Origin of the sequence: Allobosea sp. BE125 (assembly GCF_031456075.1) — a bacterium.
Taxonomy (GTDB): Bacteria; Pseudomonadota; Alphaproteobacteria; order Rhizobiales; family Beijerinckiaceae; genus Allobosea.
Genome location: NZ_JAVDTY010000001.1, coordinates 256,766 through 281,481, shown reverse-complemented (window position 1 = coordinate 281,481; position 24,716 = coordinate 256,766). Strand labels below are relative to the sequence as shown.

At 66.4% G+C, this 24,716-nt stretch carries 19 protein-coding genes; 12 read left to right on the top strand and 7 right to left on the bottom strand.

The window, feature by feature from the left end; translation table 11 throughout:
* Positions 1-182: 182 nt before the first annotated feature.
* Together J2Y55_RS01340 and uxuA are read left to right on the top strand one after the other, a co-directional pair.
* Positions 183-878 (top strand): GntR family transcriptional regulator, encoded by a 696-nt coding sequence (locus J2Y55_RS01340; RefSeq protein WP_310146857.1) that lies wholly within the window; start codon positions 183-185, stop codon positions 876-878.
* 55 nt (positions 879-933) lie between these two features.
* A complete protein-coding gene (uxuA, locus tag J2Y55_RS01335) occupies positions 934-2,133 on the top strand; it encodes a mannonate dehydratase (RefSeq protein WP_310146855.1) in 1,200 nt (399 codons plus the stop codon).
* Position 2,134: 1 nt separating this feature from the next.
* On the opposite strand, the gene J2Y55_RS01330 is transcribed toward uxuA, so the two are convergent.
* Entirely contained in the window at positions 2,135-3,319 is a 1,185-nt protein-coding gene (locus tag J2Y55_RS01330) for an ROK family protein (RefSeq protein ID WP_310146853.1), read from the bottom strand.
* Between the two features lie 117 nt (positions 3,320-3,436).
* On the opposite strand from J2Y55_RS01330, the gene J2Y55_RS01325 reads away from it, so the two are divergent.
* The 3 genes from J2Y55_RS01325 to J2Y55_RS01315 all read left to right on the top strand — a co-directional run bounded on the left by J2Y55_RS01325 (position 3,437) and on the right by J2Y55_RS01315 (position 6,508).
* Entirely contained in the window at positions 3,437-4,180 is a 744-nt protein-coding gene (locus J2Y55_RS01325; protein ID WP_310146851.1) for a glucosamine-6-phosphate deaminase, read from the top strand.
* 9 nt (positions 4,181-4,189) lie between these two features.
* The gene (locus tag J2Y55_RS01320) at positions 4,190-5,230 is read left to right on the top strand and encodes an N-acetylglucosamine-6-phosphate deacetylase (protein ID WP_310146849.1); all 1,041 of its coding nucleotides are present in this window, start codon (positions 4,190-4,192) and stop codon (positions 5,228-5,230) included.
* Between the two features lie 84 nt (positions 5,231-5,314).
* A complete protein-coding gene (locus J2Y55_RS01315; RefSeq protein ID WP_310146847.1) occupies positions 5,315-6,508 on the top strand; it encodes an ABC transporter substrate-binding protein in 1,194 nt (397 codons plus the stop codon).
* A gap of 266 nt (positions 6,509-6,774) precedes the next feature.
* On the opposite strand, the gene J2Y55_RS01310 is transcribed toward J2Y55_RS01315, so the two are convergent.
* On the bottom strand, positions 6,775-7,602 hold the full coding sequence (locus J2Y55_RS01310) for a phosphogluconate dehydrogenase C-terminal domain-containing protein (protein ID WP_310146845.1): 828 nt from the start codon (positions 7,600-7,602) through the stop codon (positions 6,775-6,777).
* 152 nt (positions 7,603-7,754) lie between these two features.
* Positions 7,755-8,186: an Lrp/AsnC family transcriptional regulator gene (locus J2Y55_RS01305; protein WP_310146843.1), complete on the bottom strand. Its 432-nt coding sequence runs from the start codon at positions 8,184-8,186 to the stop codon at positions 7,755-7,757.
* A 122-nt stretch (positions 8,187-8,308) separates the two neighbouring features.
* On the opposite strand from J2Y55_RS01305, the gene J2Y55_RS01300 reads away from it, so the two are divergent.
* The 7 genes from J2Y55_RS01300 (at position 8,309) to J2Y55_RS01270 (ending at position 17,396) form a co-directional block, all read left to right on the top strand.
* Positions 8,309-9,433 carry a saccharopine dehydrogenase family protein gene (locus tag J2Y55_RS01300; protein WP_310146841.1) on the top strand — a complete coding sequence of 375 codons (1,125 nt, stop codon included), beginning with the start codon at positions 8,309-8,311 and terminating at the stop codon, positions 9,431-9,433.
* 211 nt (positions 9,434-9,644) lie between these two features.
* Positions 9,645-11,123, top strand: coding sequence for a M81 family metallopeptidase (locus J2Y55_RS01295; RefSeq protein WP_310146838.1), 1,479 nt, complete (start codon positions 9,645-9,647; stop codon positions 11,121-11,123).
* 86 nt (positions 11,124-11,209) lie between these two features.
* Positions 11,210-12,838 (top strand): amidohydrolase, encoded by a 1,629-nt coding sequence (locus J2Y55_RS01290; protein WP_310146836.1) that lies wholly within the window; start codon positions 11,210-11,212, stop codon positions 12,836-12,838.
* 143 nt (positions 12,839-12,981) lie between these two features.
* Positions 12,982-14,553, top strand: coding sequence for an ABC transporter substrate-binding protein (locus J2Y55_RS01285; RefSeq protein ID WP_310148638.1), 1,572 nt, complete (start codon positions 12,982-12,984; stop codon positions 14,551-14,553).
* A 67-nt stretch (positions 14,554-14,620) separates the two neighbouring features.
* Entirely contained in the window at positions 14,621-15,556 is a 936-nt protein-coding gene (locus tag J2Y55_RS01280) for an ABC transporter permease (protein WP_310146832.1), read from the top strand.
* A gap of 14 nt (positions 15,557-15,570) precedes the next feature.
* Positions 15,571-16,392, top strand: coding sequence for an ABC transporter permease (locus J2Y55_RS01275; protein WP_310146830.1), 822 nt, complete (start codon positions 15,571-15,573; stop codon positions 16,390-16,392).
* 32 nt (positions 16,393-16,424) lie between these two features.
* Complete coding sequence (locus J2Y55_RS01270; protein WP_310146828.1) at positions 16,425-17,396, top strand: succinylglutamate desuccinylase/aspartoacylase family protein; 972 nt, start codon at positions 16,425-16,427, stop codon at positions 17,394-17,396.
* 17 nt (positions 17,397-17,413) lie between these two features.
* On the opposite strand, the gene J2Y55_RS01265 is transcribed toward J2Y55_RS01270, so the two are convergent.
* The 4 genes from J2Y55_RS01265 to J2Y55_RS01250 form a co-directional block, all read right to left on the bottom strand.
* Positions 17,414-18,100 (bottom strand): AroM family protein, encoded by a 687-nt coding sequence (locus tag J2Y55_RS01265; RefSeq protein WP_310146826.1) that lies wholly within the window; start codon positions 18,098-18,100, stop codon positions 17,414-17,416.
* A 67-nt stretch (positions 18,101-18,167) separates the two neighbouring features.
* Positions 18,168-19,838: an OPT/YSL family transporter gene (locus J2Y55_RS01260; RefSeq protein ID WP_310146824.1), complete on the bottom strand. Its 1,671-nt coding sequence runs from the start codon at positions 19,836-19,838 to the stop codon at positions 18,168-18,170.
* Positions 19,839-19,891: 53 nt separating this feature from the next.
* Positions 19,892-23,743 carry a hydantoinase B/oxoprolinase family protein gene (locus J2Y55_RS01255; RefSeq protein ID WP_310146823.1) on the bottom strand — a complete coding sequence of 1,284 codons (3,852 nt, stop codon included), beginning with the start codon at positions 23,741-23,743 and terminating at the stop codon, positions 19,892-19,894.
* 5 nt (positions 23,744-23,748) lie between these two features.
* On the bottom strand, positions 23,749-24,498 hold the full coding sequence (locus tag J2Y55_RS01250) for an IclR family transcriptional regulator (protein WP_310148635.1): 750 nt from the start codon (positions 24,496-24,498) through the stop codon (positions 23,749-23,751).
* Positions 24,499-24,716 lie beyond the last annotated feature (218 nt).

Genomic DNA, 24,716 nt, shown 5'->3' with positions numbered 1-24,716 from the left:
CGTCCGCGCTGGTCCTGTCCCGTGCCATGGCCTCTTCCCCGACAATGTCTACCGCTGTGTTGTTTCCTTCGGACATCGCGCCGGGTCTCCCCTTTGCAACGTCCGTGACGCCTTCCGCCTGACGACGGTTGACGCTCTGATCGCGGCATTGGTATGCTAGTATACTAGCGAGTGAGAATGCAATGACCTTCTCCACGGCGGGACAAAGCGCCGATCAGATTTACCGTGCGCTTCGGGCCAATATCCTCGACGCCGCGATCTTGCCGGGCAAGGCGATGTCGGAGGCGCGCATGGCGGCGCAGTTCGGGGTCAGCCGCACGCCGGTGCGAGAAGCCTTCAAGCGATTGGTCGATGAGGGCTTCCTCCTCGTGCGGCCGCAAGCCGGCACCTTCGTCGCGCCGATCGACCTCGCCGCCGTCCATGACAGCCAGTTCGTGCGCGAGACGCTGGAATGCCGCACCGTCGTCCTGGCGGCCGAGCGCATCGACGCCGCCGGCAAGGCGCGGCTCGATGCTCTCGTGGCGCAGCAGGGCCAGGCCATGGCGGCAGGCGACCGCAAGAGCTTCTTTCGCCTGGATGAGAGCTTCCATGCCGAATTGTCGCGCCTTGCCGGCTATCCTTCGGTCTGGAGCATGATCGAGGCCGTCAAGGCGCAGCTCGACCGGGTGCGCTGCCTCTCGCTGGAGACGCCGTCCTGGTCGGACATGATCCTCAGGGAGCACCGCGAGATCGCCGCCTGCGTCGGCCGCGGCGATGCCAGCGGCGCGGAAGCTGCGATGCGCGCGCATCTGCGTACCGTTTTCGACGCGATCGAGGCGATCGCGCAAGCGCATGTCGACGCCTTCGACAAGAGCAGGCTCGGCCCGCCACGGGACTGAGACGAGACACTGCAAGAGACTGGTAGCGCAGCAAGCGCCCGCAGGGAGAGACGTTATGGAAGAAACTTGGCGCTGGTTCGGCCCGAAGGACGCGGTCGGGCTGTCGCAGATCAGGCAGACGGGCGCGCGCGGGATCGTCACCTCCCTGCACGACATCCCCTATGGCGAGGTCTGGAGCATTGCCGCGATCGAGGAGCGCAAGGCGCTGATCGCCGCCGACCCGTCGCTCGGCCTGCGTTGGAGCGTGGTCGAGAGCCTGCCGATTCATGAGCGGATCAAGCTGAACGAGGGCGACCTCGCCCCGCTCTTCGACAATTACCGCGCCTCGATGCGCAATCTCGCCGCCTGCGGCGTCAAGACGATCTGCTACAACTTCATGCCGGTGCTGGACTGGACGCGCACCGAGCTCGCCCATCCTCTGCCCGGCGGCGGCCGCGCCTTGCGCTTCGGCATCGTCGAGTTCGCTGCCTTCGACTGCTACATGCTGGAGCGGCCGGGCGCGGAAGCCGAATTCGCTCCCGCCACCCTGGACGCCGCTCGGCATTGGGCCAAGACTGCCTCCGAGAGCACCAAGGCCCAGTTGCTGGCGACGATCATGGCCGGGCTGCCCGGCGCCTTCGACCGCTACGACGTCCCCGGCCTCCGGCGCATGCTGGACCGCTACGCCGGCATCACGCCGGCGATCCTGCGCGAGAACCTGGCGCGCTTCCTGCGCGAGATCATCCCGACCGCCGAAGAGCTCGGCATGCGCTTCGCCATCCACCCCGACGATCCGCCACGCTCGCTGATGGGCCTGCCGCGCATCGTCTCGGGCGGCGACGACATCGCCTTCGTGCTCGGGGCGGTGGACAGCATCGCCAACGGGTTGACCCTGTGCTCGGGCTCGCTCGGCGCCGGCCCGCATAACGACGTGCCTGCCATCGCCAAGCGCTTCGCCGATCGAATCCATTTCGCCCATCTGCGCAATGTCGCCAAGGAGCCGGACGGCTCCTTCATGGAAGCCGACCATCTCGACGGCGACACCGACATGGTCGCGCTGGTCTCGGTGCTGCTCGAGGAGCAGGAACGCCGCCGCCTCGCGGGCGACGAAAACTGGCGCATCCCGATGCGGCCCGACCATGGCCATGAACTGCTCGACGACATCGGCAGGCCGACCCATCCCGGCTACCCGATCATCGGCAGGCTGAAAGGCCTGGCAGAATTGCGCGGGGTGATGCGGGCCGTATCCTCGCCCAAGGGCTGGCCGCTGTCCTGAATCAAGCCCCCTTCAGGAGCGCCTCGGTGGCGCGGCGGAGCAACGGCGCCGCCGCGCCCTGGATCTCGTGATCCTGGCTCGCGCGGACGCTGGTCAATTGCGGCACAGCGAGCCCCTCCATCGCACCCTCGACCCGGAACAGCGCATCGAAATGCGCCCAGAGCCGCGCATTGGCGACCAGTGGGCCGCTGACGATGATGCGCTGGGGAAAGAGCAGGCGGCAGGCATTGGCCAGCGCCCGCGCCAGGATGCGCGCGGCGGCGTCGATCTCGGGCACGCTCATCAGGTCGCGGCTGGAGAACCGCTCGCCGAGATCGGCCTCATCCTCGTCGAGCTCGGGCCAGTGGCCGCGCAGGATCGGCAGCAGCGCCCACAGCGCCGCGCCGGTCTCCAGACAGGCCGTGTTGCCACAGCCGCAGCGCCGCTCGCCGAGTGCCGAGAAACGCCAATGGCCGATCTCCCCGAACGGGCCGCCGGCCGGCGCCAGGGGCTCGCCATCGACCGCATGGGCGAGGCCGATGCCCCAGCCCCAATGCAGCAGCAGCGTGCCGCCCGAGAAACGCCCGGGATCGCGCGCGACGCGAGCGCGCAATTCGGCGTCGAGATTGCGGCAGATCTCGACCGGGCCGGCGACGGGATCGAGCATCGCCTGGATGTCGAGATTGCGCATGCGCGGCCAGCGCGAGGCCATCAGCCAGCGCTTCTCCCGCAGATCGAGCAGGCCAGATAGTGAGACCACGGTACCGGCATGGGCCATGCCGAGCGGCGTCGCCTCCTTCAGCTCGGCCGCCAGGCCGCACATCGCGCGCGACATCGCCTCATTGTCGGCCTCGGGCGAGAGCGCGACCGTGCGCTCGGCGATTATCTGGCCGTTAAGGTCGACCAACGCCCCCATCAGCGATTGGCTGACGACATGGATCACGCTGCCGCCAATGCGCCGCGCATTTGCGATCAGAACGCCCGCCGGTCGGCCCCGCCCGGCAATTTCCCCAACGCTTTCGACGACGAGGCGGCGCGCCGCCAGATCGGCGACGACACGCGAGACGGTGGTGGAGCGCAAACCCGAAAGCTGCCCGGCCTCGGCGCGCGACTGAGCCAACCCCGTCGCAACCAGCCCATAGACCCGGGCGCGGTCACGCTCATGGGCGGTGGAGAAGGCGCTCTCGTCGAGGCCCGCAAGCGCCATCGCATCTCCTTTTAGAACCATATCGTTCAAAAATATCGATTGCCTTTATTGCGCACTTTTCTAAACTCAAACGACAGGTTTTCAAACAAAAACAAGCGTAAACGGTTCAAAAATACCATGCTCGATATCCGCATCGTTCCCGACAAGGCGACACTCGGCGCCCAGGCAGCTGCGCTCGGCGCGGCCGCGATCCGCGAGGCGCTGGCGCGCCATGGCGAGGCGACGATCATCGTCGCCACCGGCGCGAGTCAGTTCGAGGTGCTGCAGCATCTCGTCGCGGCCGAAGGCATCGACTGGTCGAAGGTCACGGCCTTCCATCTCGACGAATATGTCGGCCTGAGCGAGGCCCATCCGGCGAGCTTCCGCCGCTATCTGCGCGAGCGTTTCGTTGCTCCCCTGGGTGGAGCGGTCACCTTCATCCCCGTCGACGGCGAAAGCGACCCGCAAGCCGAGACGCAGCAGCTGAACGCGCTGATCGCCGGCAGGCGCATCGATGTCTGCTTCGCCGGTATCGGCGAGAATTGCCACCTCGCCTTCAACGACCCGCCGGCTGATTTCGAGACGACGGAGCCCTATATCGTGGTGACGCTGGACGAAGCCTGCCGCCGCCAGCAATTCGGCGAGGGCTGGTTCGAGAGCTTTGAGGCCGTGCCGCAGCGCGCGATCTCGATGAGCGTGCGGCAGATCATGACGAGCAAGCTGATCGTCCTCTCCGTGCCCGACGAGCGCAAGGCCAAGGCGACCCGCGACGCCGTCGAAGGCCCGGTGAGCCCGCTGCACCCGGCCTCGATCCTGCAGACCCACCCCAACACGGTGCTGTTCCTCGACCCGCCGGCGGCGTCGCTGCTGGCCAAGGCCTGAGGCGGCGCGATGCGGATCTCGGCCGGTCTCGTCGATCTCCAGGTCAACGGCTTCGCCGGGGTCGACTTCAACTCCGGCGCGATCACCGCCGCCGAACTGGACCGGGCGCTGGAAGCGATGCTCGCAACCGGCGTCATCACTTGCCTGCCGACGATCATCACCGCCCATCCTGATGAATTGGAGGCGCGCTTCAAGGCGCTCGATGCCGCGGTCGCCGCCAGCCGGCTGGGGCCGGCGATGTGCCCTGGCTACCATCTCGAAGGCCCCTTCCTGAATCCCGCCGCCGGCTATGCCGGCTGCCACCCGCCCGATGCGATGACGGCAGCTGACCCCACCCTCGTCGAAAGCCTGCAGAAGGGGCTCAAGCGGCCGATCCTGATGGTGACGATCGCGCCGGAAGTTGCGGGCGCCGCAGCGCTGATCCAGGCCATGGCCCGGCAAGGACGCATCGTCGCGCTCGGCCACACCGCCGCCGATTTCGATCAGGTCGCGGCTGCAGCCGAAGCCGGCGCGACGCTCTCGACCCATCTCGGCAACGGCATGCCGCAGACTGCCCACAAGCTCGCCAACCCGATCTTCGCCCAGCTCGCCGAGGACCGGATGTGGGCAAGCTTCATCGCCGACGGCATCCACATCCATCCCAAGGCCCTGCAATCGCTGATCCGGGCCAAGGGATTGGCACGCTCGATCCTCGTCACCGACGCAGTGGTCGGCGCGGCAGCCAAACCAGGCCGCTACGATTTCGCCGGCATGAGCGTCGAGCGCCTCGCCGACGGCTCGGTCCGGCAGGCTGGGACCGCCCTGCTCGCGGGCTCGGCGCTGTGCCTCGATGCGGCAATCCGCAACGTCGTCGCCTGGGGGCTCGCAACCCCGGATGAAGCGATCGCGATGGCCTCGCACCACCCGCTCGCCGTGCTTGCGCCGGCCTTGGCCGCTCACGGTATCGCGCTCGCGGACAGCGAGGTCGAATGGTCCGACGACCTCAAGGTCCGGCGCGTGCGCATCGACAGAATCGAACGCCGTTTCGGCACGATCGAGACGGTGCATTAGAGCGTTTTCGAGCGAAGTGGATACCGGTTCGCGTGAAGAAAACGCGTTGGAACTAGCCAGTCACAACAACAGGGGAGAGACCGGATGAAACAGGATCTTACGAGCATCAACCGCCGCACGGTGCTAGGCGGTCTGGGCGCAATCGCAGCCGGTGCGCCCAGCGCTTTCGCGGCGTCGCCAGCGCTGCCGAGCGCGCCGGTCACAATCAGCATCATCGATGTCGGCGGCGCGCTCGCCCTGATGCAGAAAGCCTTCGAGGATTACCGCACGGCCAACCCCAAGCTGGTCTCGCGCATCGCCTTCGTGAAGGCGCCCGCGCCTGAGCTCGCCAGCAAGATCAAGGCGCAGCAGGATGCCGGCCGCGCCGATCTCGACCTCGTCCTCACCGGCAGCGACGGCCTCGCCGCCGGGCTCGACCAGAAGCTCTGGCTGAAGATCCTGCCCGATTTCGCCGACAAATTCCCAAAGATCGAAGAGAACTACGAGCCGGCGGCGCTCAACCTGCACAAGGTCCAGGGCGACGGCTTCGGCGTCGTGGTCAATTACTACCCGTCAGGCCCGCTGCTCGAATACGCCCCCGAGCGGGTGAAAGCTGTGCCGACGACGGCCGAAGAGCTGCTCGCCTGGGCCAAGGCCAATCCGGGCCGCTTCATGTATGCCCGCCCGACCAATTCGGGACCGGGCCGCACCTTCATGATGGGCCTGCCCTATATCCTCGGCGACAAGGACCCGCAGGACCCGCTCGGTGGCTGGGACAAGACCTGGGCCTATCTCCAGGAACTCGGCCAATACGTCGAATATTATCCAACCGGCACCGGCGCGACGATGAAGGAGTTCGGCGACGGCTCGCGCGACATCATCATCTCCACCACCGGCTGGGACATCAACCCGCGCGCGCTCGGCATCGTCCCGAAAGAGGCGAAGATCCAGACGCTGAAAGGCTTCCACTGGGTCTCGGACGCCTTCTTCATGTGCGTGCCCAAGGGCGTCCCCAACGACCGGCTCGCCGTGGTGCTCGACATGATGGCCTATGTGCTGACGCCCAAGGCGCAGGCCTATGCCTATGACGAGGGCTATCTTTATCCGGGCCCGGCGGTGAAGAACGTCCCGCTCTCGCTCGCCCCGGAAAGCAGCCAGAAGGTCATCGCCGAATTCGGCCGACCGGAATATGCCGACCTCATCGCCAACAACCCGATCGAACTGCCGCTGAAGCCCGAGAAGATGGTCGTGGCCTTCCGCAAATGGGACGAGCTGGTCGGCGCGAAACGCGCGCGGTAGGGCGTAGAGTTTCCGCTCGGAAGCACATCGTCATCCCGGGCGACCCACCGGGTCCGGCTTTCAGCCGGCCCGATGGCAGGCTACGGGAGATCCGGGATCCATCCCTGAACCTCCCCGGTCAGCGCTCCGGAATGGATCCCGGGTCTGCGCGGAGTTTATCCTTGGGCCGATCGAAGATCGGACCCGAGGGCTCCGCCCGGGATGACCGCGCGCTTGGGGGCTAGGCGCGAGACATTGAGCTGAGCCTCGTCACTTCGGTCAGCCCCTCAGGTGATGCGGCGCACGCTCTCGGCGATCTCCTCCGGCTCGAAGAGCCGCTTCCAGTCCGGCTTGAGGATCGTGTCCTTGCCGAAGACGATCGCCTTGTTGCAGGCGTCGGAGAACACGCCCTGGACCTGCTCGAAGGTCACGGCGGCGAGGATGTTCATATGGCCGAGCAGGAAGTCGCGCGCCGCCTCGCGCGGCACGCCGCGCGCGATCGCCTCTTCCATCGCCTCGCGCATCGCATCCAGCAGCGTGGCGCAGACGGTTTCCGACAGGCCGGGCTCCAGGATCGCCATCTGCTCGACCGTGACCCGATGCGAGCGCATCACCGGCGCCCAGATCGCGCGTGCGACCTCCTCGCCGAGCGCATAATGCGCGTCGGGCCCCTGCATCAATGCGTTGACGATATGCTGCTTGGCGGCGATGCCGCCGAAATGATCCGCCTTCGCCGCCGGATCGGTCTCGTCGTTGAAGATCGGCGGATGGCACGGGTGAGTGACGAAATAAGTGATGTCGGCGCGCTCAGGCAGATGGCCGGCATGCGGGGCGGCGGCATCGAGGATGACCACCATCGTGCCGGGGCTAAGCGTGGGCACAAGATCATGCGCGACCGCGCCGACAGCGGTATCGGGCACCGCCAGCACCACGACATCGGCGCCGATAATAGCCTCGGCCGCGTCGACACAGTCCACGCCATAGGCCTGCTTCACGCGCTCGCGGCCGGCCGGGCTGACCTCGACATGGCGCGTCTGGAAACGCGACCCGGCCAGGTTGCGCCCAAGCCGCATCCCCATCTTTCCGCCAGCGCCGAACAATGCAACGACCGTCATGCTTCTCTCCCGATAGCCGCCTGCTTGAGCAGGCTGTTTGGTATGCAAGCTGTTTGGTATGGTTGAACCCGGCTCATCGTGAGAGACGGCCTCCCGGGATCAAAGCCGCTGCGCCCGCGCCTGGCAAGCCATAGAGCGCCGGACGCCAGCAGCTAGCGCTCGATCCGCGTCGAGAGGATGATCGAGGACATCGTCCGCTCGACACCCTCCAACCCGCCGATGCGGTCGATGAGCTGGTCGAGCTCGCCGATCGAGGGCGCCACCACGATCGCGATCATGTCGAAATGCCCGCTGACCGAATGCAGCGTCCGGACCTCCGGAATGCGGCGCAGCTCCGCCTCGACCTTGGGCGCGAGCTTCGGCATCGCCGTGATCAGCACATGCGCCTTGACCAGCCCCTTCTCGTGATCGTCGGAGAGGCGAGCGGTATAGCCGGCGATGACGCCGCGCCGCTCCAGCCGCTCGATCCGGCTTTGCACGGTGGTGCGCGACAAGCCGAGCTTGCGCCCGAGCTCGGCGACCGGCGCGCGGGCGTTCTCGGTCAAGAGCACGAGCAGGAGGCGGTCAGTCTGGTCGATCGTCATCTTGCACAATGCTTACGGCGATCTGCCGAAAAATACCATATGAATCGTCGCGTTCATGGCTTCTATCCGATGAAGCCGCGAGCGACCATCGCTCTCAAGAACAGCGACTGAGGGCGAAGACGATGCGGGACGTGGTGGTGGTTGGCGCAGGCAAGATCGGGGCGACGATCGCCGATCTGCTCGGCGGAAGCGGCGATTACCGCGTCATCGTGGCCGATCGCTCCGACGTTCAGCTCGCCGGCATCCGCAAGAGCGCGACCGTCTCGACCCAGACGATCGACATCGCCGATGCCGCGGCCCTGAACCGCCTGCTCGCCGGCCGCTTCGCCGTGCTGAGCGCAGCCCCCTACGATCTGACGACGCGGATCGCAGAAGCTGCCGCCCCGCTCGGCGTGCACTATCTCGACCTGACCGAGGATGTCGCGAGCACGAAGCGCGTCAAGGAGCTGGCTGTCGACGCCAAGGCCGCGCTGATCCCGCAATGCGGTCTTGCGCCCGGCTTCATCTCGATCGTGGCCGCCGATCTGGCGCGCGATTTCGACACGCTGGACTCGCTCAAGCTCCGGGTCGGCGCCTTGCCGCAATATCCCTCCAACGCGCTCGGCTACAACCTGACCTGGAGCACGGACGGGATCATCAACGAATATTGCGAGCCCTGCGAGGCGATCGCCAATGGCGAGCATGTCCTTGTCCCGGCGCTGGAGGAGCGCGAGGAGTTTTCGCTCGACGGCGTCACCTACGAGGCCTTCAACACCTCGGGCGGGCTCGGCACGCTCTGCGAGACGCTGGCCGGCAAGGTCCGCACGCTGAACTACCGCACCATCCGCTACCCCGGCCATTGCACCCTCATGAAAGTGCTGCTGCAGGATCTGCGCCTGGCCGATCGTCGCGACGTGCTGAAGGACATCTTCGAGAACGCGCTGCCGAGCACCTTGCAGGACGTCGTCATCGTCTTCGTCACGGTGAGCGGACGCAAAGGTGGCCGCCTCGTGCAGGAGACCTACGCCCACAAGATCTATAGCGGCCTGGTCGACGGCGTGACGCGCAGCGCCATCCAGATCACCACCGCGGCCGGCATCTGCACGGTGCTCGATCTGCTTGCGGGCGGAACCCTCCCGCAAAGCGGCTTCGTCCGGCAGGAGGACATCACGCTTCAGGCCTTCCTCGCCAACCGCTTCGGCAAGGTCTATGCCCGGGCGCAAGACCATGGCGACATGCCGGCGACCGAGACCAGCCGCGCCGCCTGACAAGGCGGCGAGCATATCCGCCCGGGCTCGGCAAGCGCCCGGATGCAGGGAGCACATGCACGCAAGGGAATTGGCAGCGACCCTAACGACCAGCCACAAGAGTCGAAAAGGGTATTGGGACGGGAAACGACCAGAGCAGGATGCGAGAGGGCCGGCACCGGCTTTCGCGTGAAACCTGCTCTTGATCCGGCTCTGGGAGGGCGGAGAGGCGATGGGGCGGCGCGTACTGATCGCGGAATTCATGCATGAGACGAACACCTTCAGCGTTCAGCTCACTGGCCAGGACGCCTTCGAGGCGCATGGCGTCTATCTCGGCAACGCTATCCCGCAAGCGTTTCGTGGCACGCGAACCGCAATGGGCGCAGCCTTCGAGGCCGCCGAGAATTTCGGCTGGAGCCTCGTTCACCCGCTCGTGACGGGCGCCAACCCCTCCGGCCGCGTCTTGGACGCGGCTTTCGAGCTCTTCGCCGGCCATATCCTTAACGCCAGCGCCAGCGCCGGCGTCGACGGCGTGCTGCTGCATCTCCACGGCGCGATGGCGACGGAAAGTTCCGATGATGGCGAGGGCGAATTGCTCGCCCGGCTGCGCAAGCGGCTCGGTCCCGACATCCCGATCGTCGCCGTGCTCGACCTCCACGCCACCCTGACGCAGCTCATGGCCGACAGTGCCAATGCGCTGATCTCCTACCGCACCTATCCCCATATCGATCAGTACGAGCGGAGCTGGCAGGGTGCGCGCTTGCTCGAACGAGCCATGGCCGGCGAGATCAGGCCGAAGGTTGCGGTCGCCCGCCGCCCGATCCTCTACGCGCTCGACGGGGGCCGCACGACCTCGCCGCCCTTCAAGGAATTGCTGCGCCGGGGCGACACGCTGGAGGCCTCCGGCGAGGCACTGGTGGTCAGCGTGCAGGCCGGCTTCTCCTCCGCCGATGTCCACGATATCGGCCCCTCCGTCGCCGTTACCGCCAATGATCGCGGCCAGGCCCAGGCCATTGCCGAAGAGCTGATGGACTATGCCTGGGAGCAGCGGCATTTCTCCTCGATCAGCTTCACGCCGCTGGCGGAGGCCATGGCCCGCGCCAAGGCTGGCGAAGGACGACATGACAAGCCGCTGCTGATCTCGGACTATTCCGACAATCCGGGCTCCGGCGCCTATGGCGACGCGACCAATCTGCTGCGCGCCGTGCTCGATACCGGGCTCCGCAATGTCGGCTTCCACGCCATTCGCGATCCGCAGGCCGCTCTTGCAGCCCAGGCAGCCGGCGTCGGCAACCGGGTCCGGCTCAAGCTCGGCGGCAAGGTCGATCCGTCGACGGGTGGCGGGCCGCTCGATCTCGACGCCCATGTCGTGGCGCTGACCGACGGCCACTTCATCGCCTATGGCCCGATGGGCGGTGGCGTCTGGCGCAATTACGGCCTCTCGGCCCTGCTGCGCGTCGACGATGTCGAGATCATCGTGATCACTCATAATGGCCAGGCGACCGATCTCGCCCAGTTCACCTCGCTCGGCGTCGATCCGGCCCGCAAATCGACCCTGATCGTCAAATCGATGCAGCATTTCCGCGCCGCCTTCGAGCCCGTCGCATGCGAGGTGCTCGAGGTCGACACCGGCGCGCTCTCGACCCGCAACTTCAAGACCCGGCCCTACCGCAAGGTGCGCCGGCCGATCTTCCCGCTCGACGACATCTGACGACCGGCCCTGAAGCGCCGGCGACCACAAGGCAATCGGAGGACAGCGATGACCAAGGCGAGCGACGTGGCAACGAGGTCCCGCCCATGAGCGTGCAGGCCGATATCGTATTGCGGAATGGCCCGATCTGGTGCGGCCGCGAGGATGGGGTCAAGCAGGCGCTGGCGCTCTGGCAGGGCAAGGTGCTCGCCACAGGCCAGGACAGCGAGATCGCGCCGCTGATCGGCCCCAGGACACGGGTCATCGATCTTAAGGGGCGGCTGGCGACGCCGGGCCTGAACGATTCCCATCTCCATCTGGTCTCGCTCGGGCTGACCATGGACTGGGTCGATTCCAAGCCCGCCGCTGCCCCGACGCTGGAGGCATTGCTCAGCGCCATCGCGGCCCGCGCCGCCAAGGCCAAGCCCGGCGAATGGATCCTGTCGCGGGGCTACGACCAGACCAAGCTCGACACCGGCCGTCATCCCTTCCGCGAGGAACTCGACCGCGCCGCCCCCGACAATCCGGTCATGCTGGTGCGAACCTGCGGCCATATCGCGATCTGCAATTCGGCGGCGCTCGCGCTCGGCGGCATCGACGAAGCCTCGCCGACGCCGCAAGGCGGCCTGATCGAACAGCAGAACGGCCGGCTCACCGGCCTGCTCGCCGAGAACGCCCGTGCCCCGATCCAGGCCGCGATCCCGCTGCCGAGCGAGGCCGAGATCGTCGCCGCGATCGAGCGCGCCGGGCATTACCTGCTCTCGCTCGGCATCACCAGCTGCATGGATGCCGCTGTCGGCCAGAAGGCGGGCTTTGCCGAGATCGCCGCCTATCACCGCGCCAAGCGCGACGGCCGCCTGCCGGTGCGCACCTGGCTGACCCTGCTCGGCGACGAGGGCCGTTCGATCGTGCCGCAATGCTACGCCGCCGGGCTGATCTCGGGCACCGGCGACGACATGCTGATGATCGGCGCGGTGAAGCTTTTCCTCGACGGCTCGGCCGGCGGCCGCACCGCCTGGATGAGCCAGCCCTATCTTGGCGACGACAAGACCACCGGCGTCTGGATGCTGGACGATGCTGAACTCGAGCGCATGGTCATGGATATCCATGCCAAGGGCTATCAGCTCGCCTGCCATGCCATCGGCGATGCCGCGATCGAGCAATTGATCACGGCTTATGAGAAGGCGTTAAAGGCCCATCCAGACCCGGACCGGCGCCATCGCGTCGAACATTGCGGTTTCTCCACGCCCAGGCAGCATGGGCGCATGGTCGCGGCCGGTATCTACCCCTGCCCGCAGCAGGTCTTCATCCATGATTTCGGCGATGCCTATGTCAAGGTGCTCGGGCCGGAACGCGCTCTGCCGAGCTATCCGTTCAGAACCTGGTTCGATCTCGGCCTGAAGCCTGCGACCGGCAGCGACGCGCCGGTCTGCGACCCCGATCCCTTCCCGAATTTCCACGCCATGCTGACCCGCCAGACTTGGCGCGGCACGGTGATGGACGAGGCCCAGCGCGTCTCGATCGAAGAGGCTTTGCAAGCCTACACCGAGTTCGGCGCCTTCTCGCAGAAGCAGGAGGCCGTGAAGGGCAGGCTCGCCCCCGGTTTCCTGGCCGATGTCGCGGTGTTCTCGCGCGACCTGCTGACGGCAGCGCCCGACGAGATCTTGAAGGACACGCGCTGCGATCTGACGATCCTGAACGGGCAGATCGTCCATGATCGGCTCGGTCTCGCCTGAAACCATCTCCGAGAGGGAGGACGCGCGCCTGAACTCCGTTATAGTTCCAAATGGAAGTAATCGATTCCGGCAAGAACGCCGGGACGGAATTTAAAAAACTGGGAGGAACTACCGTGCTCAAGAAATTAGTCTTCACGACCGCGCTGACGCTGGCAGCGTTCAGCGTGCAAAACTTCGGCGCCCAGGCGCAGGAACCACGCAAGGGCGGCACCATCCGCTTCACCGCGCCTTATGCGGCCTCCTTCGTCAGCAATGACAGCCACGTCTCCAACCAGATCCAGGACGACATCTACGGCAAGGCGCTGCACCGCTCGCTCTACAATTGGGATTCGGCCAACAACAAGCCGGTGCTGGAGCTCGCCAAGAGCGTCGAGGTTTCGGCCGACGGCCTCGTCCACACCTTCAAGCTCAGGGATGACGCGCTTTTCCATAACGGCCGCAAGATGGTCGCCGACGACATCATCTGGACCTTCACGCGCCTGATGGACGGCTCGAAGAGCTATCCTGCCGCGCGCTATGTCCGTCTGCTCAAGGGCGCGATCGATGTCGAGAAGGGCCAGGCCAAGGAGATCGCAGGCCTCAGGAGGATCGACGATTTCACACTCGAGATGACCTTCACCGAGCGCACCGAGCCCGGCTTCCTCTTCAACTTCGCGACGACCTCGATCTACCCTGCCAAGGAGGCCCAGGCGCCGGACTTCTTCAACAAGCCGATCGGCCTCGGCCCGTTCAAATTCGTCGAGCATGTTCCCGGCTCGCGCATGGTCTTCGAGCGCTGGGAGAAGTTCTATAAGCCCGGCAAGCCCTATGCCGACAAGCTGGTGATCTCGCCGATGGGAGAGGCTGCCGCCCGCGACGTCGCCTTCCGCAACAAGGAGATCGACGTCTCCATCCTGGGGCCGACACAATATGTCGCCTACAAGGCCGACCCCAACCTGTCGAAGGGCATCCTCGAGGTCGCCGAGGTCTTCACCCGCAATATGGGCATGAATCCAGGCTTCAAGCCCTTTGCCGACAAGCGCGTGCGCCAGGCGATCAACCACGCCATCGACAGCGAATTGATCATCAAGCGCCTCGTCCGCGACAAGGCCTATCGCGCCACCGGCTGGCTGCCGCTCTCCTCGCCCGCCTATGACAAGGCGATGCAGCCTTATGACTTCAATCCCGAGAAGGCCAAGAAGCTCCTGACCGAGGCCGGCTATCCCGACGGCTTCGAATTCGAATGGACGGCGACGCCCAATGAGAGCTGGGGCATGCCGATTGTCGAGGCAACGATCCCGATGCTGGCCAAGGTCGGCATCAAGGTGAAGGTCAAGCCGGTCGAAGGCTCGGCGCTGGGTGGCATCGTCGCGAAGGGCGATTTCCAGGCCTATATCTGGTCGAACACCTCGGGGCCCGACCCGCTGACGGCGATGAAGTGCTTCCACTCGGCGACGCCGCAGAGCGCCTGCAACTACACCACCTACAAGAACCCCGCGGTCGACAAATTGCTCGACGAGGCCGGCACCACCGGCGACGCCGTCAAGCGCCTCGACCTCGTCAAACAGGCCAATGCGATCGTCTATGCCGACGCGCCGGTCTGGTTCTTCAACTACAACAAGGCGGTGCTGGCCTATCAGCCCTGGCTGCACGGCCTGCAGCCGAACGCGACGGAGCTTGCCCTGCAATATTTCGAGGATCTCTGGGTCGACGCCTCCTCGCCGGCGGCGAAGTAACCCTCCCGCGCCAAGTCCCTACGCCCGGCGGCTCGTTCCGCCGGGCGTTCATGGCCAGGAGCTGCCCATGCTGCCCTATGTCTTCAAGCGACTGCTGCAGGCCGTGCCGATCCTGCTCGCCGTCGCGGCGCTGGTCTTCGTAATGTTCAGCGTGATCCCCGGCGACTTCGCATCCACACAGTCGTCCGATGGCCGCGCGGTCATCGATGCAGAGGCGGTGGCGCGGATGAACACGCAGTTCGGTCTCGACGAACCCGTGCATGTGCGCTTTGGCAAATATGCCGCGAAACTGCTGACATTGGACCTCGGGACATCCTTCAGAACACGCCAGCCCGTGATCAATTCACTGTCGGAGCGGATCTGGCCCAGCTTGCAGCTTGCCATGGCCGCGATGCTGTTTGCGATCGCCTTCGGCGTCCCGCTTGGCTTTCTTGCCGCTCTCAAGCCCGGCGGATGGCTCGACATGCAGTCGATGGTCGTCGCCGTCTCCGGCTTGTCTCTGCCCCAGTTCTGGCTCGGCCTGATGCTGATGTACACCTTCGCCCTTTTGCTCGGCTGGTTCCCCAGTTTCGGCTATGGCGACGGCAATCCGCGCTATCTCGTGCTGCCGGCTGTCGCGCTCGGCGTGGCGCCGCTGGCCCTGCTGGCACGAACCACGCGGGCTGCCGTGCTCGAGGTGATGAACGCAGACTTCGTCCGCACCGCGCGCGCCAAAGGCAACAGCGAAGTCCGGGTGATGCGCTGGCATGTGGCGCGCAACGCGGCCGTCATCGTGCTGACGACGCTCGGCCTGCAGTTCGGCTCGATCATGGGCGGCGCCGTCGTGATCGAGAAGCTGTTCGCCTGGCCGGGAATCGGGTCGCTGCTGGTCGATAGCGTCTCGTTGCGCGACATACCCGTCGTCCAGGCCTGCATCCTGCTGCTCGTGCTGTTCTTCCTCATCGTCAATATCGTCGTGGACGTGCTCTGCGCGTTAATCGATCCACGCATCAAATACAGCTAGGATCGAGTAAGCCTATGAAATTTAGAGCTAATCTCTGGATCGGCGGCGTGCTTTTCGCGGCTGTAATCGTCGGTGGCACTCTGGCGCCCTGGCTGGCGCATACAGATCCGGTCATGGACGCCAACCTGATGAATGCCGAGGTGCCTCCCGGCAGCGAGTTCTGGTTCGGCACCGACGCGCAGGGGCGCGACATCTACAGCCGCGTGCTCTACGGCGCGCGCATCTCGTTGACCGTCGGCATCGTCTCGCAGTTGATCAACACCCTGATCGGGGTCGCACTCGGACTATCGGCGGGCTATTGGGGCGGCTGGTGGGATGATTTCGTCAACGGCCTGACCAATCTGATGCTCTCGATCCCTTCGCTGATCTTCGCCCTCGCCATCATGGCGATCCTGCAGCCCGGCCTGACCAGCCTCCTGATCGCGCTCGGGCTGACCAACTGGTCCTATACCTGCCGACTTTCGCGGGCGGCGACGCTTTCGATCAAGCAGCAGGGCTATGTCGAGGCGGCGCGCTCCTTCGGCAGCGGCAATACGCGGATCATGCTCAAACAGATCCTGCCCAATATCGCCGGCCCGATCATCGTCATCGGCACGCTGGGCATGGGCGGGGCGGTGCTGGCGGAGGCTGCCCTGTCCTTCCTCGGCCTGGGCATCCGCCCGCCTTTCCCAAGCTGGGGCTCGATGCTCTCGGATGCGCGCGACCAGATCACCACCGCACCCTGGATCTCGGTCTTTCCCGGACTTGCCATCTTCATGACCGTCCTCGGCCTCAACCTGCTGGGCGACGGCCTGCGCGACATCCTCGACCCGCAATCGCAATCGCGCCGCGCCTGAGCAGTCATCCCCTTAAAGCCGAGACCGAGACCATGACGACCGAACCTGCCCCTGATGCCGCCCTCGATCTCGCGCCACTGGAAAGCGTGCGCTTCCACGGCCTCAAGGCCGGCCCGAGGCTGATCGTGCTCGGCGCGGTCCATGGCAACGAGACCTGTGGACCCAACGCCATCGCTCGCGCCATTGCTGATTGCCGGGAGGGCCGGCTGACGGTCCTGCGCGGCGAGGTCACTTTCCTGCCCGTCGCCAATCCCAAGGCCTATCGGCAGAACACCCGTGAGGGCGACCGCAACCTCAACCGCGACCTGCGCGAGAAGCCCCTGCCCGCCGATAATGAGGATCGGATCGGCAACCGCCTCTGCGCCCTGCTGCGCCAGCACGATGTCCTGCTCGACATCCACTCCTTCAAGGGCGAGGGCGAGCCCTTCGTCTTCTTCGGCCCCGAGAACAACATCGGCGAGCTCGAAGCCTTCCGTCATGCCACGGAGGAAGCGGCTTTCGCAGCCTGCCTCGGCCCCGACATCCTGACCCATGGCTGGCTTCCCATCTATGCCCGCCAGATCGCCGCGCGCGAACGGTTGAACCTCCCGCCGCTCTCGGTCACGGAGGGCTTCGGCACCACGGAATACATGCGCTTCGCGGGGGGCTACGGCGTCACGCTGGAATGCGGCCGGCATGACGACCCCAACTCGGCGAATGTCGGCCATGCCGCGATCCGCAACGCGCTCAGCCATCTCGGGCTGGTCGATGCGCCGCCGCCCGCGCCCTTGCAGCGCACGGTGATCGAGATGGTCGATCAGGTGCTCTGCGAAGCGGAGGGCGACCGTCTCGAAGGGGTCTGGAAGACCGGCGACCGCATCGCGGCCGGCCAGCTGATCGCGCGGCGCGCCAATGGCGACCCGGTCGCGGCAGCCCATGACGGCTTCACCATCTTTCCCAACGCCACCGCCAAGCTCGGCGAAGGCATCTGCTGTCTCGGCGTGGCGAGCACGCGCCACCCGTAGCCACTGCCGAGCCGGTTCTAGATGATCTCGGAGACCAGCTTCGCGATCAGGCTGTTGGACAGGATGACCGGCAAACCGGAAGCCTCCGCCGCCTCGCGGCGGTGGCTCTCGACGAAGCCCATGCAGTCCATCAGCAGGATTTGCGCGCCGCGCTCGGCGAGATCGCACGCGGCCTCCGCCAGCGCCGGGCTCGGCTCCGCATAGGGAGAGGCCGCGCCATAGAGCGGCTCCTGGCCGAGCCCCGCCCATTTGCCGGCTTCGCTGGCGATCTGCTCCGGAATCGGCACGATGATGCCGAGCCGCGCGCCCTGCGTCAGGGCAGCCACGGTCGGCGGCAGGATGCGGTCGGGCTCGATCAGGCGCGCATGATCACAGGTCAGCGTCTCGAAACGGCCGGTGCAGAGCATCAGGATCGTGCTGCAGCCCTCAGCCTCCAGCATGGCGAGCTTGGCCTGCGCCGCAGCTTCCGTCTTGCTCCTGTCGATGATCACAGAGGAGCCGTCGAGCAGTTTGGTGATCAGCATCGCCTCACCCGGACGGGCTGCGAAATCACGCTCGATCTCGGCTCGGCTCAGGCCATCGAGCACGCCGGCATGCTGGCGCGGCGTCCCCGCATCGATGACGGCGTCGAGAATGGGCGTGATGTCGGCGCGCGGCGCCTGGCCGATGGTGAGCGTGCCGAGTTTGCGGGCCGTCATCGTCATGATGGGATCTCGTCGTTTTGGGGCGGCCTGCGTGCCGGGAGGAGCCCCGGCACGCAGGCTCAGGAGCTCAGCGCTTGAAGCCCTTCAGCACGGAGTCGAAGAAGCTGAAGATCGCATCGCCCGCGATGACGCCGGCGGCAAAGACCTCCATGTCGCCTTCGCCGCTCGCGCCACGCAGCTTCTCCCAGATCAATCGGCAGACGATGCCGGTCAGCACGGCCCAGCCCGCCATCGGGAAGTTGATCAGCAGGCCGGTCGCGAAAAGCACGCCGATCTGGCGCTTGGGACCGCCGATGAACTGCAGGATCGCGCCCGGAATCGCCCACATGAACAGCGACCAGGCAACGCCTGGGGCCACGCCCGCCTTGATCGTCGCGGCATAGACCTTGTCGACCGGAGCCACGAGGTTCTGGGCGAAATAGCTCTGATAGGAGACCAGGACCACGATGCCGGCGATGACGAAGGCGAACATCGCCGCGAAGAGCTGCTGGCGGCGGCCGTCGAGTTCGAAGGCGGGATCGACGCCATTGCCGCGCAGGATGTAGCCGGCCTTGAGGTCGTAGCCCATATCGGCGAAGGCCGGCCCCGTCGCAGCGGAGAAGCCGACGAGCAAGGCGAGCGCGGGGATGGGGAAGCCGATCAGCATGCCGATGATCAGCGTGATCAGCGCCACCGCGAAGGCCGGGAACCAGCCGGAATGCATCGCCGCCAGGCCGACGATCAATTCATGCACATAGGCCGCAAAGGCCGCATAAAGCACGAACAGGATCAGCATGCCGATCGACATGTCGCTCATCAGCCCGCCGGCGAGCGCGATGAACACGGCGATGACGAGATAGCCGATAGTGCCCAGCCCGAGCGCGCGGCGCACCGCGGCATCCGACGTACCCGCGGCAGCCTCGGCCTTCCGGGCGGCCTCGTTGCGCTGCATCAGCAGTTGCACCACCTGGAACAGCGCGACGACGCCCGCGCCGATCATGAAGCCGTGCGGGATATAGGCCGCCATCAGATCGCCCTTGGGGATCAACGTGGCAAAGGTCTCGTTGTTGAAGAGCTGGCCGGAATAGCCGCGCAGCAACAGGCCGACGCCGAACATCGTCAGCGCCCAGATATTGCCGATGAAGGCGACGCCGAAAGCCGACATCGGAATGCCGGAGACGGCAGTCGAGCCGACGAAGCCGATCGCCGCCAGCGGGATCTTGATGAAGGACACGGCGATGCCGGTGACGAAGCCGACACCCATCAGCACCGCCTTGCGGCCACCCTCGTCGCCGGCCTTGATCGCCTCGGCGGCGGCAACGCCCGGCGGCCAGGCCCCGGTCGCCGGGAAGACGCGCGAGTCGAACATCCGATAGAGCAGATAGGCGTCGAGCAGCATCGCCATGAAGGCGCCGGCGAACATCGGCAGGACCAGATCGGGGCGCCCGAGCAGGAAGGGGATGCCGATCGGCAGGAGCAGGCTGTTGGCGGCGCCGAAGGTCGCTGACGAGATCGCGCTCTGCGCCAGGTTCTGCACATGGATCGAGCGGTAGCGCAGGAACAGCCCGAGCGGCAGGCGCGCCAGCGCCATCGCCGCCATCGCGCCGATCAGCGAGGTGTTGGCGGTGACGCCGAGCGACACCAAAAGCTGCATGCCGATGATGGCGCCGAAAACGCTGAGGATGCCGATCAGTATCAGCGTCGCCGGCTCGAACAGGCTCGGGTGCTTCTGCGGCCCTGCCCCGGTAGGTTCAGTCATAGGTAGTCCCCCTCTTTGCCCCTTTCGGGCTTGAACGCCGATTGGCGATGATCTCAGCCGGCGGCAAACGCGCCGGACTTGGTCTTCTCCTCGTCCTGCAGCGCCTCTCCGCCCGCGGCGCCGTAGTCGCGCCTGGCAGCCTCCGGCGAGACGAAGCCCAGGGCGATGTCGCGGGCGATGGCGTCGGGAGAGCGTTCGGAAGCCGCGCCATAGCCGGCGCCGCCGGCCAGGACGAGTTCGACGATCTCATCGGGATGCATGACCTGGACCAGCTGGCCGGTGCCGACATCCTTGAGCACTTCGCCGGCCTCATCGAGCACGCGGCCCGAGGCGCCGCCGCCCGGCTTGCCGCCGAACAGACCGGGGATCGGGTTGTTGACGCCTTCCGGATAGAGCGAGACCAAGGTCGGCAGGCCGTCGGCTGCGAGCTTGCGCAGCTTGACGCGCTGGCCGAGGCCGCCGCGCTGCTGACCGGCGCCGCCGGAATCCTGGAGATAGGTCTTCTCGACAACCAGCACCGGGACGCGCGCCTCGAAGGTCTCGATCGAGGTATTGGCCGCCGAGGTCGGGTAGAGCAGGCCCGATTTGCCGTCGCCATGAGCGGAGCCGCCCTGCCCCCCACCGACGAAGAGCATGTCGGAATAGGTGCTGCCGGCCTCGTCCCGGCCATAGACATTGGCCGCCACGGGCAGGCCGGTGAAGGCCTGGACCTGTTTCGGCGCGGCCTGCGATAGCGCCCGGAAGATGTTGGGCGCGATGTACCAGCCGGTGCGCGTGCGCAGATTGACCGCCAGCGGCTTGTCGCAGTTCAGGATCGAGCCCTTAGGCACATCGAGCGTGAAGGCGCGGTAGCAACCGGCATTGCCGCGCACATTCGGCGTCAGCATGCATTTCAGCGGGTAGGTCGCATGCGCGCTGGTATAGTTCAGCGTGCAGTTCAGCCCGCCCTGCGCCAGCTGCGGCGGTGCGCCGGCGAAGTCGAGATGGATCGTGTCGCCCTTCACCGTCAGCGCCAGCGGATAGGTCATCGGCGTGCCCAACGGGTTGTTCGAGACGGTGCCGTGATAGGTTCCGTCCGGCAGCGCCGAGATCGCCTCGCGCATCGCCTTTTCCGAACGGTTCTGCACCACGAAGGCGAGCGCGCGCAGATCCTGCATGCCGTAATCGGCCATGAAGGACTGGAGGCGCTCGGCGCCGATAGCGTTGGCCGCCACGAAGGAGTGCAGGTCGCCGAGCACCTGCTCGGAATTGCGGACGTTCTCGCCGAGCAGCCTGACCAGCGTCTCGTTGATCGCGCCGGCCTCGTAGAGCTTCATCGGCGGGATCTGGAAGCCTTCCTCATAGATCTCGCGGGCCCGCAACGAGTCCTTGGTGCCGCCGATGTCGGAGACATGGCCGACGGTGCCCATCAGGCCGACGACGCGCTCGCCCAGGAAGACCGGCGTGACGATGGCGATGTCGAAGAGATGCCCGGCGCAGAGCCAGGGATCATTGGTGATCAGCACGTCGCCGGGCTTCAGCGTCTCGGCCGGGTAGCGCTCCAGCAGCGCCTTGACCGCGCGCGGCAGCGTCAGGTTGAACACCGGCATGGCGCGCGGGCTATGCGCCAGCGTCTCGCCCTCGGGATCCAGCAATTCGCAGGCGAAGTCCTGCGATTCCGAGATCACAAGCGAGAAGGCGGTGCGGCAGACGGTCAGCCACATCTCCTCGACGACGTTGACGAGGCGGCTCCACATGATCTCGAGTGAGATCGGATCGGCCTCGATGCGGCGCGCCGCTTCCGCCATCGGCATGTCGGCGGTGATGGTGACCTCGGCCGCGCTGGTGCTGGCGACGCTGATCAGCAGGTTCAACACCGCGTCGATCGCCACCGTGTCGCCCGGCGGCACGATCGTCGTCGCCTCGCGCTCCTCGATGATCGCCGGGCCGCTGATCTGGTCGCCGGGACGCAGCGCATAGCGGTCATAGACCGTGGCCTCGCTCCAGCCGGTCTCGAACCAGGCCTGGCGGCTGCCCTTGACCTTGTTGCTGGCCTCGGCCCCGCCGGCAGCGCCGGAGAGCGAGAGCGTCGGCGCGGGGCCAACGCAGCGGACGCGGAAATTGATCGCCTCCAGCCGCGCGCCCTCATAAACCGAGGTGTAGCGGGCCGAGTAGGCCTTGGCGAAGGCGGCGCGGATCGCTTCCAGGCTCGACGCGTCGATCGTCCCGGCCGGAAGATCGACCGCGATATCGTGCATCTGGCCGACGAGGCGCATATCGGCCGAGCGCTCGACGGCAATGTCGGCCGGCTTCACGCCGGCGTCGAGAAGATGCTTGCGCCCTTCCGCCTCCAGCTCGGCCAGCATGGCGTTGACCGAGACGGCGTCGAAGCCATCAGTGAATTCGACCGGCAGCGAACGGACGAGGTCGAAGGACAGCGGCGCGGCCAGGAAGCCGAGCGCGGAAGCCGCGCCCGAGGCCGGGGGAATGATGACCTGGCTGACGCCGAGCACGCGCGCGACATCGACCGCATGCGCCGGGCCGGCGCCACCGAAGCCGACCATGGCGTAACGGCGGGGGTCCTTGCCCTTCTCGACGAGATGGACGCGGGCGGCGGCGCCCATGCTCTCGGTCACGACCTTGTGGATGCCCCAGGCCGCCTCCTCGACCGAAAGGCCGAGCGGGGTCGCGATCGAGGCCACGGCCTTGCGCGCGGCTTCGAGATCGAGCGCCATGCGCCCGCCGAGGAAGAAGCCTGGATCATAATAGCCGAGCACGAGATTGGCGTCGGTCACGGTCGGCTTGGTGCCGCCCATGCCGTAGCAGGCCGGGCCCGGATCGGAGCCGGCCGAATGCGGGCCGACCTTGAGCAGGCCGACCTCGTCGATCGCCGCGATCGAGCCGCCGCCGGCGCCGATCTCGATCATGTCGATGACGGGCGCTTTGATCGGCAGGCCGGAGCCCTTGGCGAAGCGGTTGACGCGGCCGGCCTCGAGCATCGGCGCGATCTCGGCGCGGCCATCCTCGATCATGCAGGCCTTGGCAGTGGTGCCGCCCATATCGAAGGAGATCACGTCCTTGTGGCCGGCGAGCTCGCCGAACAGGGCTGTGGCGAGCCCGCCGCCCGCGGGACCGCTCTCCAGGAGGCGGATCGGGAAGGCGCGCGCCGTCTCGGGCGAGACCAGGCCGCCGGCCGAATGCATCAGGCGCAGCGCGCCGGCAAATGAACGGGCCGCGAGTTCGCGCTGCAGCCGTGCGAGATAGCGCCCCATCAAGGGCTGGACATAGGCGTTGGCGGCCGTGGTGACGAAGCGCTGATATTCCCAGATCTCGGCGACGACCTCGCTGGAGATCGAGACGGTCAGCTCCGGGAAGGCCTCGCGGACGATGCGGCCGGCCTCGCGCTCATGGGCGGTGTTGCGATAGCTGTTCAGGAAGCAGATCGCGACCGCTTCGCAGCCGGCGGCAGTGAGCTCGCCGGCAGCCTTGCGCACGGCCTCCGTGTCGAGGGCCGTAACGACCTTGCCGTCGCGATCGATGCGCTCAGTGACCTCAAGCCGATGCTCGCGTGAGACCAGCGGCTCCGGGAAGGTCAGGAACAGATCGTAGATGTCGTAGCGCTGCTCGGTTCCCATCTCCAGGATGTCGCGGAAGCCCTGGGTGGTGATCAGGCCGAGCTTGGCGCCCTTGCGCTCGATCACGGCATTGGTCACCAGCGTCGTGCCGTGGACGATATCGCCGATATCGGCCAGCGTGATGCCGGCCATGGCGACGAGTTCCTCAAGGCCGATCAGAGCCGCCTCGGACGGGTCGTGCGGCGTGGTCAGGCGCTTATGCAGCCGGACCGAACGCTCCTGCCCGTCATAGAGGATGAAATCGGTGAAGGTGCCGCCGATGTCGAAGCCGATGCGCCAACGCGTGCTCATGGAGCTCACTCCGCGATAGAGGATGAGAGGGGGATGAAGCGGGGATCCTTGGTGATGGCGGCGATCTCGGCCGCCCCCTGACCAAGGGAGGTGATGATGGCGGCCCGCTCGGCCGCACTGGCCATCGCCGCGGGAAAGGAAATGCAGAGCGCGACCTCGTCGCCGCTGACGGGATCGCCGACCGCGACCGAAATCGCACCGACGCCGCGGACGGCCTCGTCCTCGGATTCGGCATAGCCGCGGGCACGCGCCGTCGCGAGGCGGGCGAACAACTCGTCGAAACTCTGCGGCGCCGTGGCCGATGGCGGCGCGAAGCCTCCGGCATAGAGGCGGCGGATCTCGTCATCGGGCAGCCGCGCCAGCAAAGCCCGGCCGGTGCTGGAGGCGAAAGCCGCGATCCTGTCGCCGATCGCTGTGACCACCCGCAGCGCATGGCGGCCGGGATGAGCGGTAACGCCGATGATGTCGGTGCCCTGGCGCACGCTGATATAGCCGGTATGGCCGATCTCGGCCGAGACCCGCGCCACGACCGCGTCGGCGCGATCGATCAGGGAAGCCGAGAAGCGGTAGACCTGCCCGGCCTGATGCAAGAGCACGCTGGGCCGGTAGCGCTTGCTGTCGCCGACCGTCTCCAGAAGCCCGGCATCGCGCATCGTCCGCAGCAGGCGCGACGCGTTGCTTTTCGGCATGTCGAGCAAAGCAACCAGATCCGTCACCGTCACATCGTGACGCGTGCTGGAGAAGCAACGAAGCACATCAGCGGCTGCGAGCAGGATGGACAATCGAGCGCATCTCAAAAAGTTCCATTAAATGGAACTTAAGTTGCAATAACAGGAACATACACGCCGCTGCGATCGGGAGTCAATCGAGCCATGACGGCCCGACATGTCCCGCTCGCCCGCGGCAGTGCTTCACACAGCCAGCCACATGCAAAAGCCGCGCGAGAAGGCGCGCGGCTTGGCAAGAGTATTCG

Excerpts from the sequence above, each read along its gene's own strand:
- J2Y55_RS01340 (WP_310146857.1), top strand. The coding sequence starts at position 183 with ATGACCTTCTCCACGGCGGGACAAAGCGCCGATCAGATTTACCGTGCG.
- uxuA (WP_310146855.1), top strand. The coding sequence starts at position 934 with ATGGAAGAAACTTGGCGCTGGTTCGGCCCGAAGGACGCGGTCGGGCTG.
- J2Y55_RS01330 (WP_310146853.1), bottom strand. The coding sequence starts at position 3,319 with ATGGCGCTTGCGGGCCTCGACGAGAGCGCCTTCTCCACCGCCCATGAG.
- J2Y55_RS01325 (WP_310146851.1), top strand. The coding sequence starts at position 3,437 with ATGCTCGATATCCGCATCGTTCCCGACAAGGCGACACTCGGCGCCCAG.
- J2Y55_RS01320 (WP_310146849.1), top strand. The coding sequence starts at position 4,190 with ATGCGGATCTCGGCCGGTCTCGTCGATCTCCAGGTCAACGGCTTCGCC.
- J2Y55_RS01315 (WP_310146847.1), top strand. The coding sequence starts at position 5,315 with ATGAAACAGGATCTTACGAGCATCAACCGCCGCACGGTGCTAGGCGGT.
- J2Y55_RS01310 (WP_310146845.1), bottom strand. The coding sequence starts at position 7,602 with ATGACGGTCGTTGCATTGTTCGGCGCTGGCGGAAAGATGGGGATGCGG.
- J2Y55_RS01305 (WP_310146843.1), bottom strand. The coding sequence starts at position 8,186 with ATGACGATCGACCAGACTGACCGCCTCCTGCTCGTGCTCTTGACCGAG.
- J2Y55_RS01300 (WP_310146841.1), top strand. The coding sequence starts at position 8,309 with ATGCGGGACGTGGTGGTGGTTGGCGCAGGCAAGATCGGGGCGACGATC.
- J2Y55_RS01295 (WP_310146838.1), top strand. The coding sequence starts at position 9,645 with ATGGGGCGGCGCGTACTGATCGCGGAATTCATGCATGAGACGAACACC.
- J2Y55_RS01290 (WP_310146836.1), top strand. The coding sequence starts at position 11,210 with ATGAGCGTGCAGGCCGATATCGTATTGCGGAATGGCCCGATCTGGTGC.
- J2Y55_RS01280 (WP_310146832.1), top strand. The coding sequence starts at position 14,621 with ATGCTGCCCTATGTCTTCAAGCGACTGCTGCAGGCCGTGCCGATCCTG.
- J2Y55_RS01275 (WP_310146830.1), top strand. The coding sequence starts at position 15,571 with ATGAAATTTAGAGCTAATCTCTGGATCGGCGGCGTGCTTTTCGCGGCT.
- J2Y55_RS01270 (WP_310146828.1), top strand. The coding sequence starts at position 16,425 with ATGACGACCGAACCTGCCCCTGATGCCGCCCTCGATCTCGCGCCACTG.
- J2Y55_RS01265 (WP_310146826.1), bottom strand. The coding sequence starts at position 18,100 with ATGACGATGACGGCCCGCAAACTCGGCACGCTCACCATCGGCCAGGCG.
- J2Y55_RS01260 (WP_310146824.1), bottom strand. The coding sequence starts at position 19,838 with ATGACTGAACCTACCGGGGCAGGGCCGCAGAAGCACCCGAGCCTGTTC.
- J2Y55_RS01255 (WP_310146823.1), bottom strand. The coding sequence starts at position 23,743 with ATGAGCACGCGTTGGCGCATCGGCTTCGACATCGGCGGCACCTTCACC.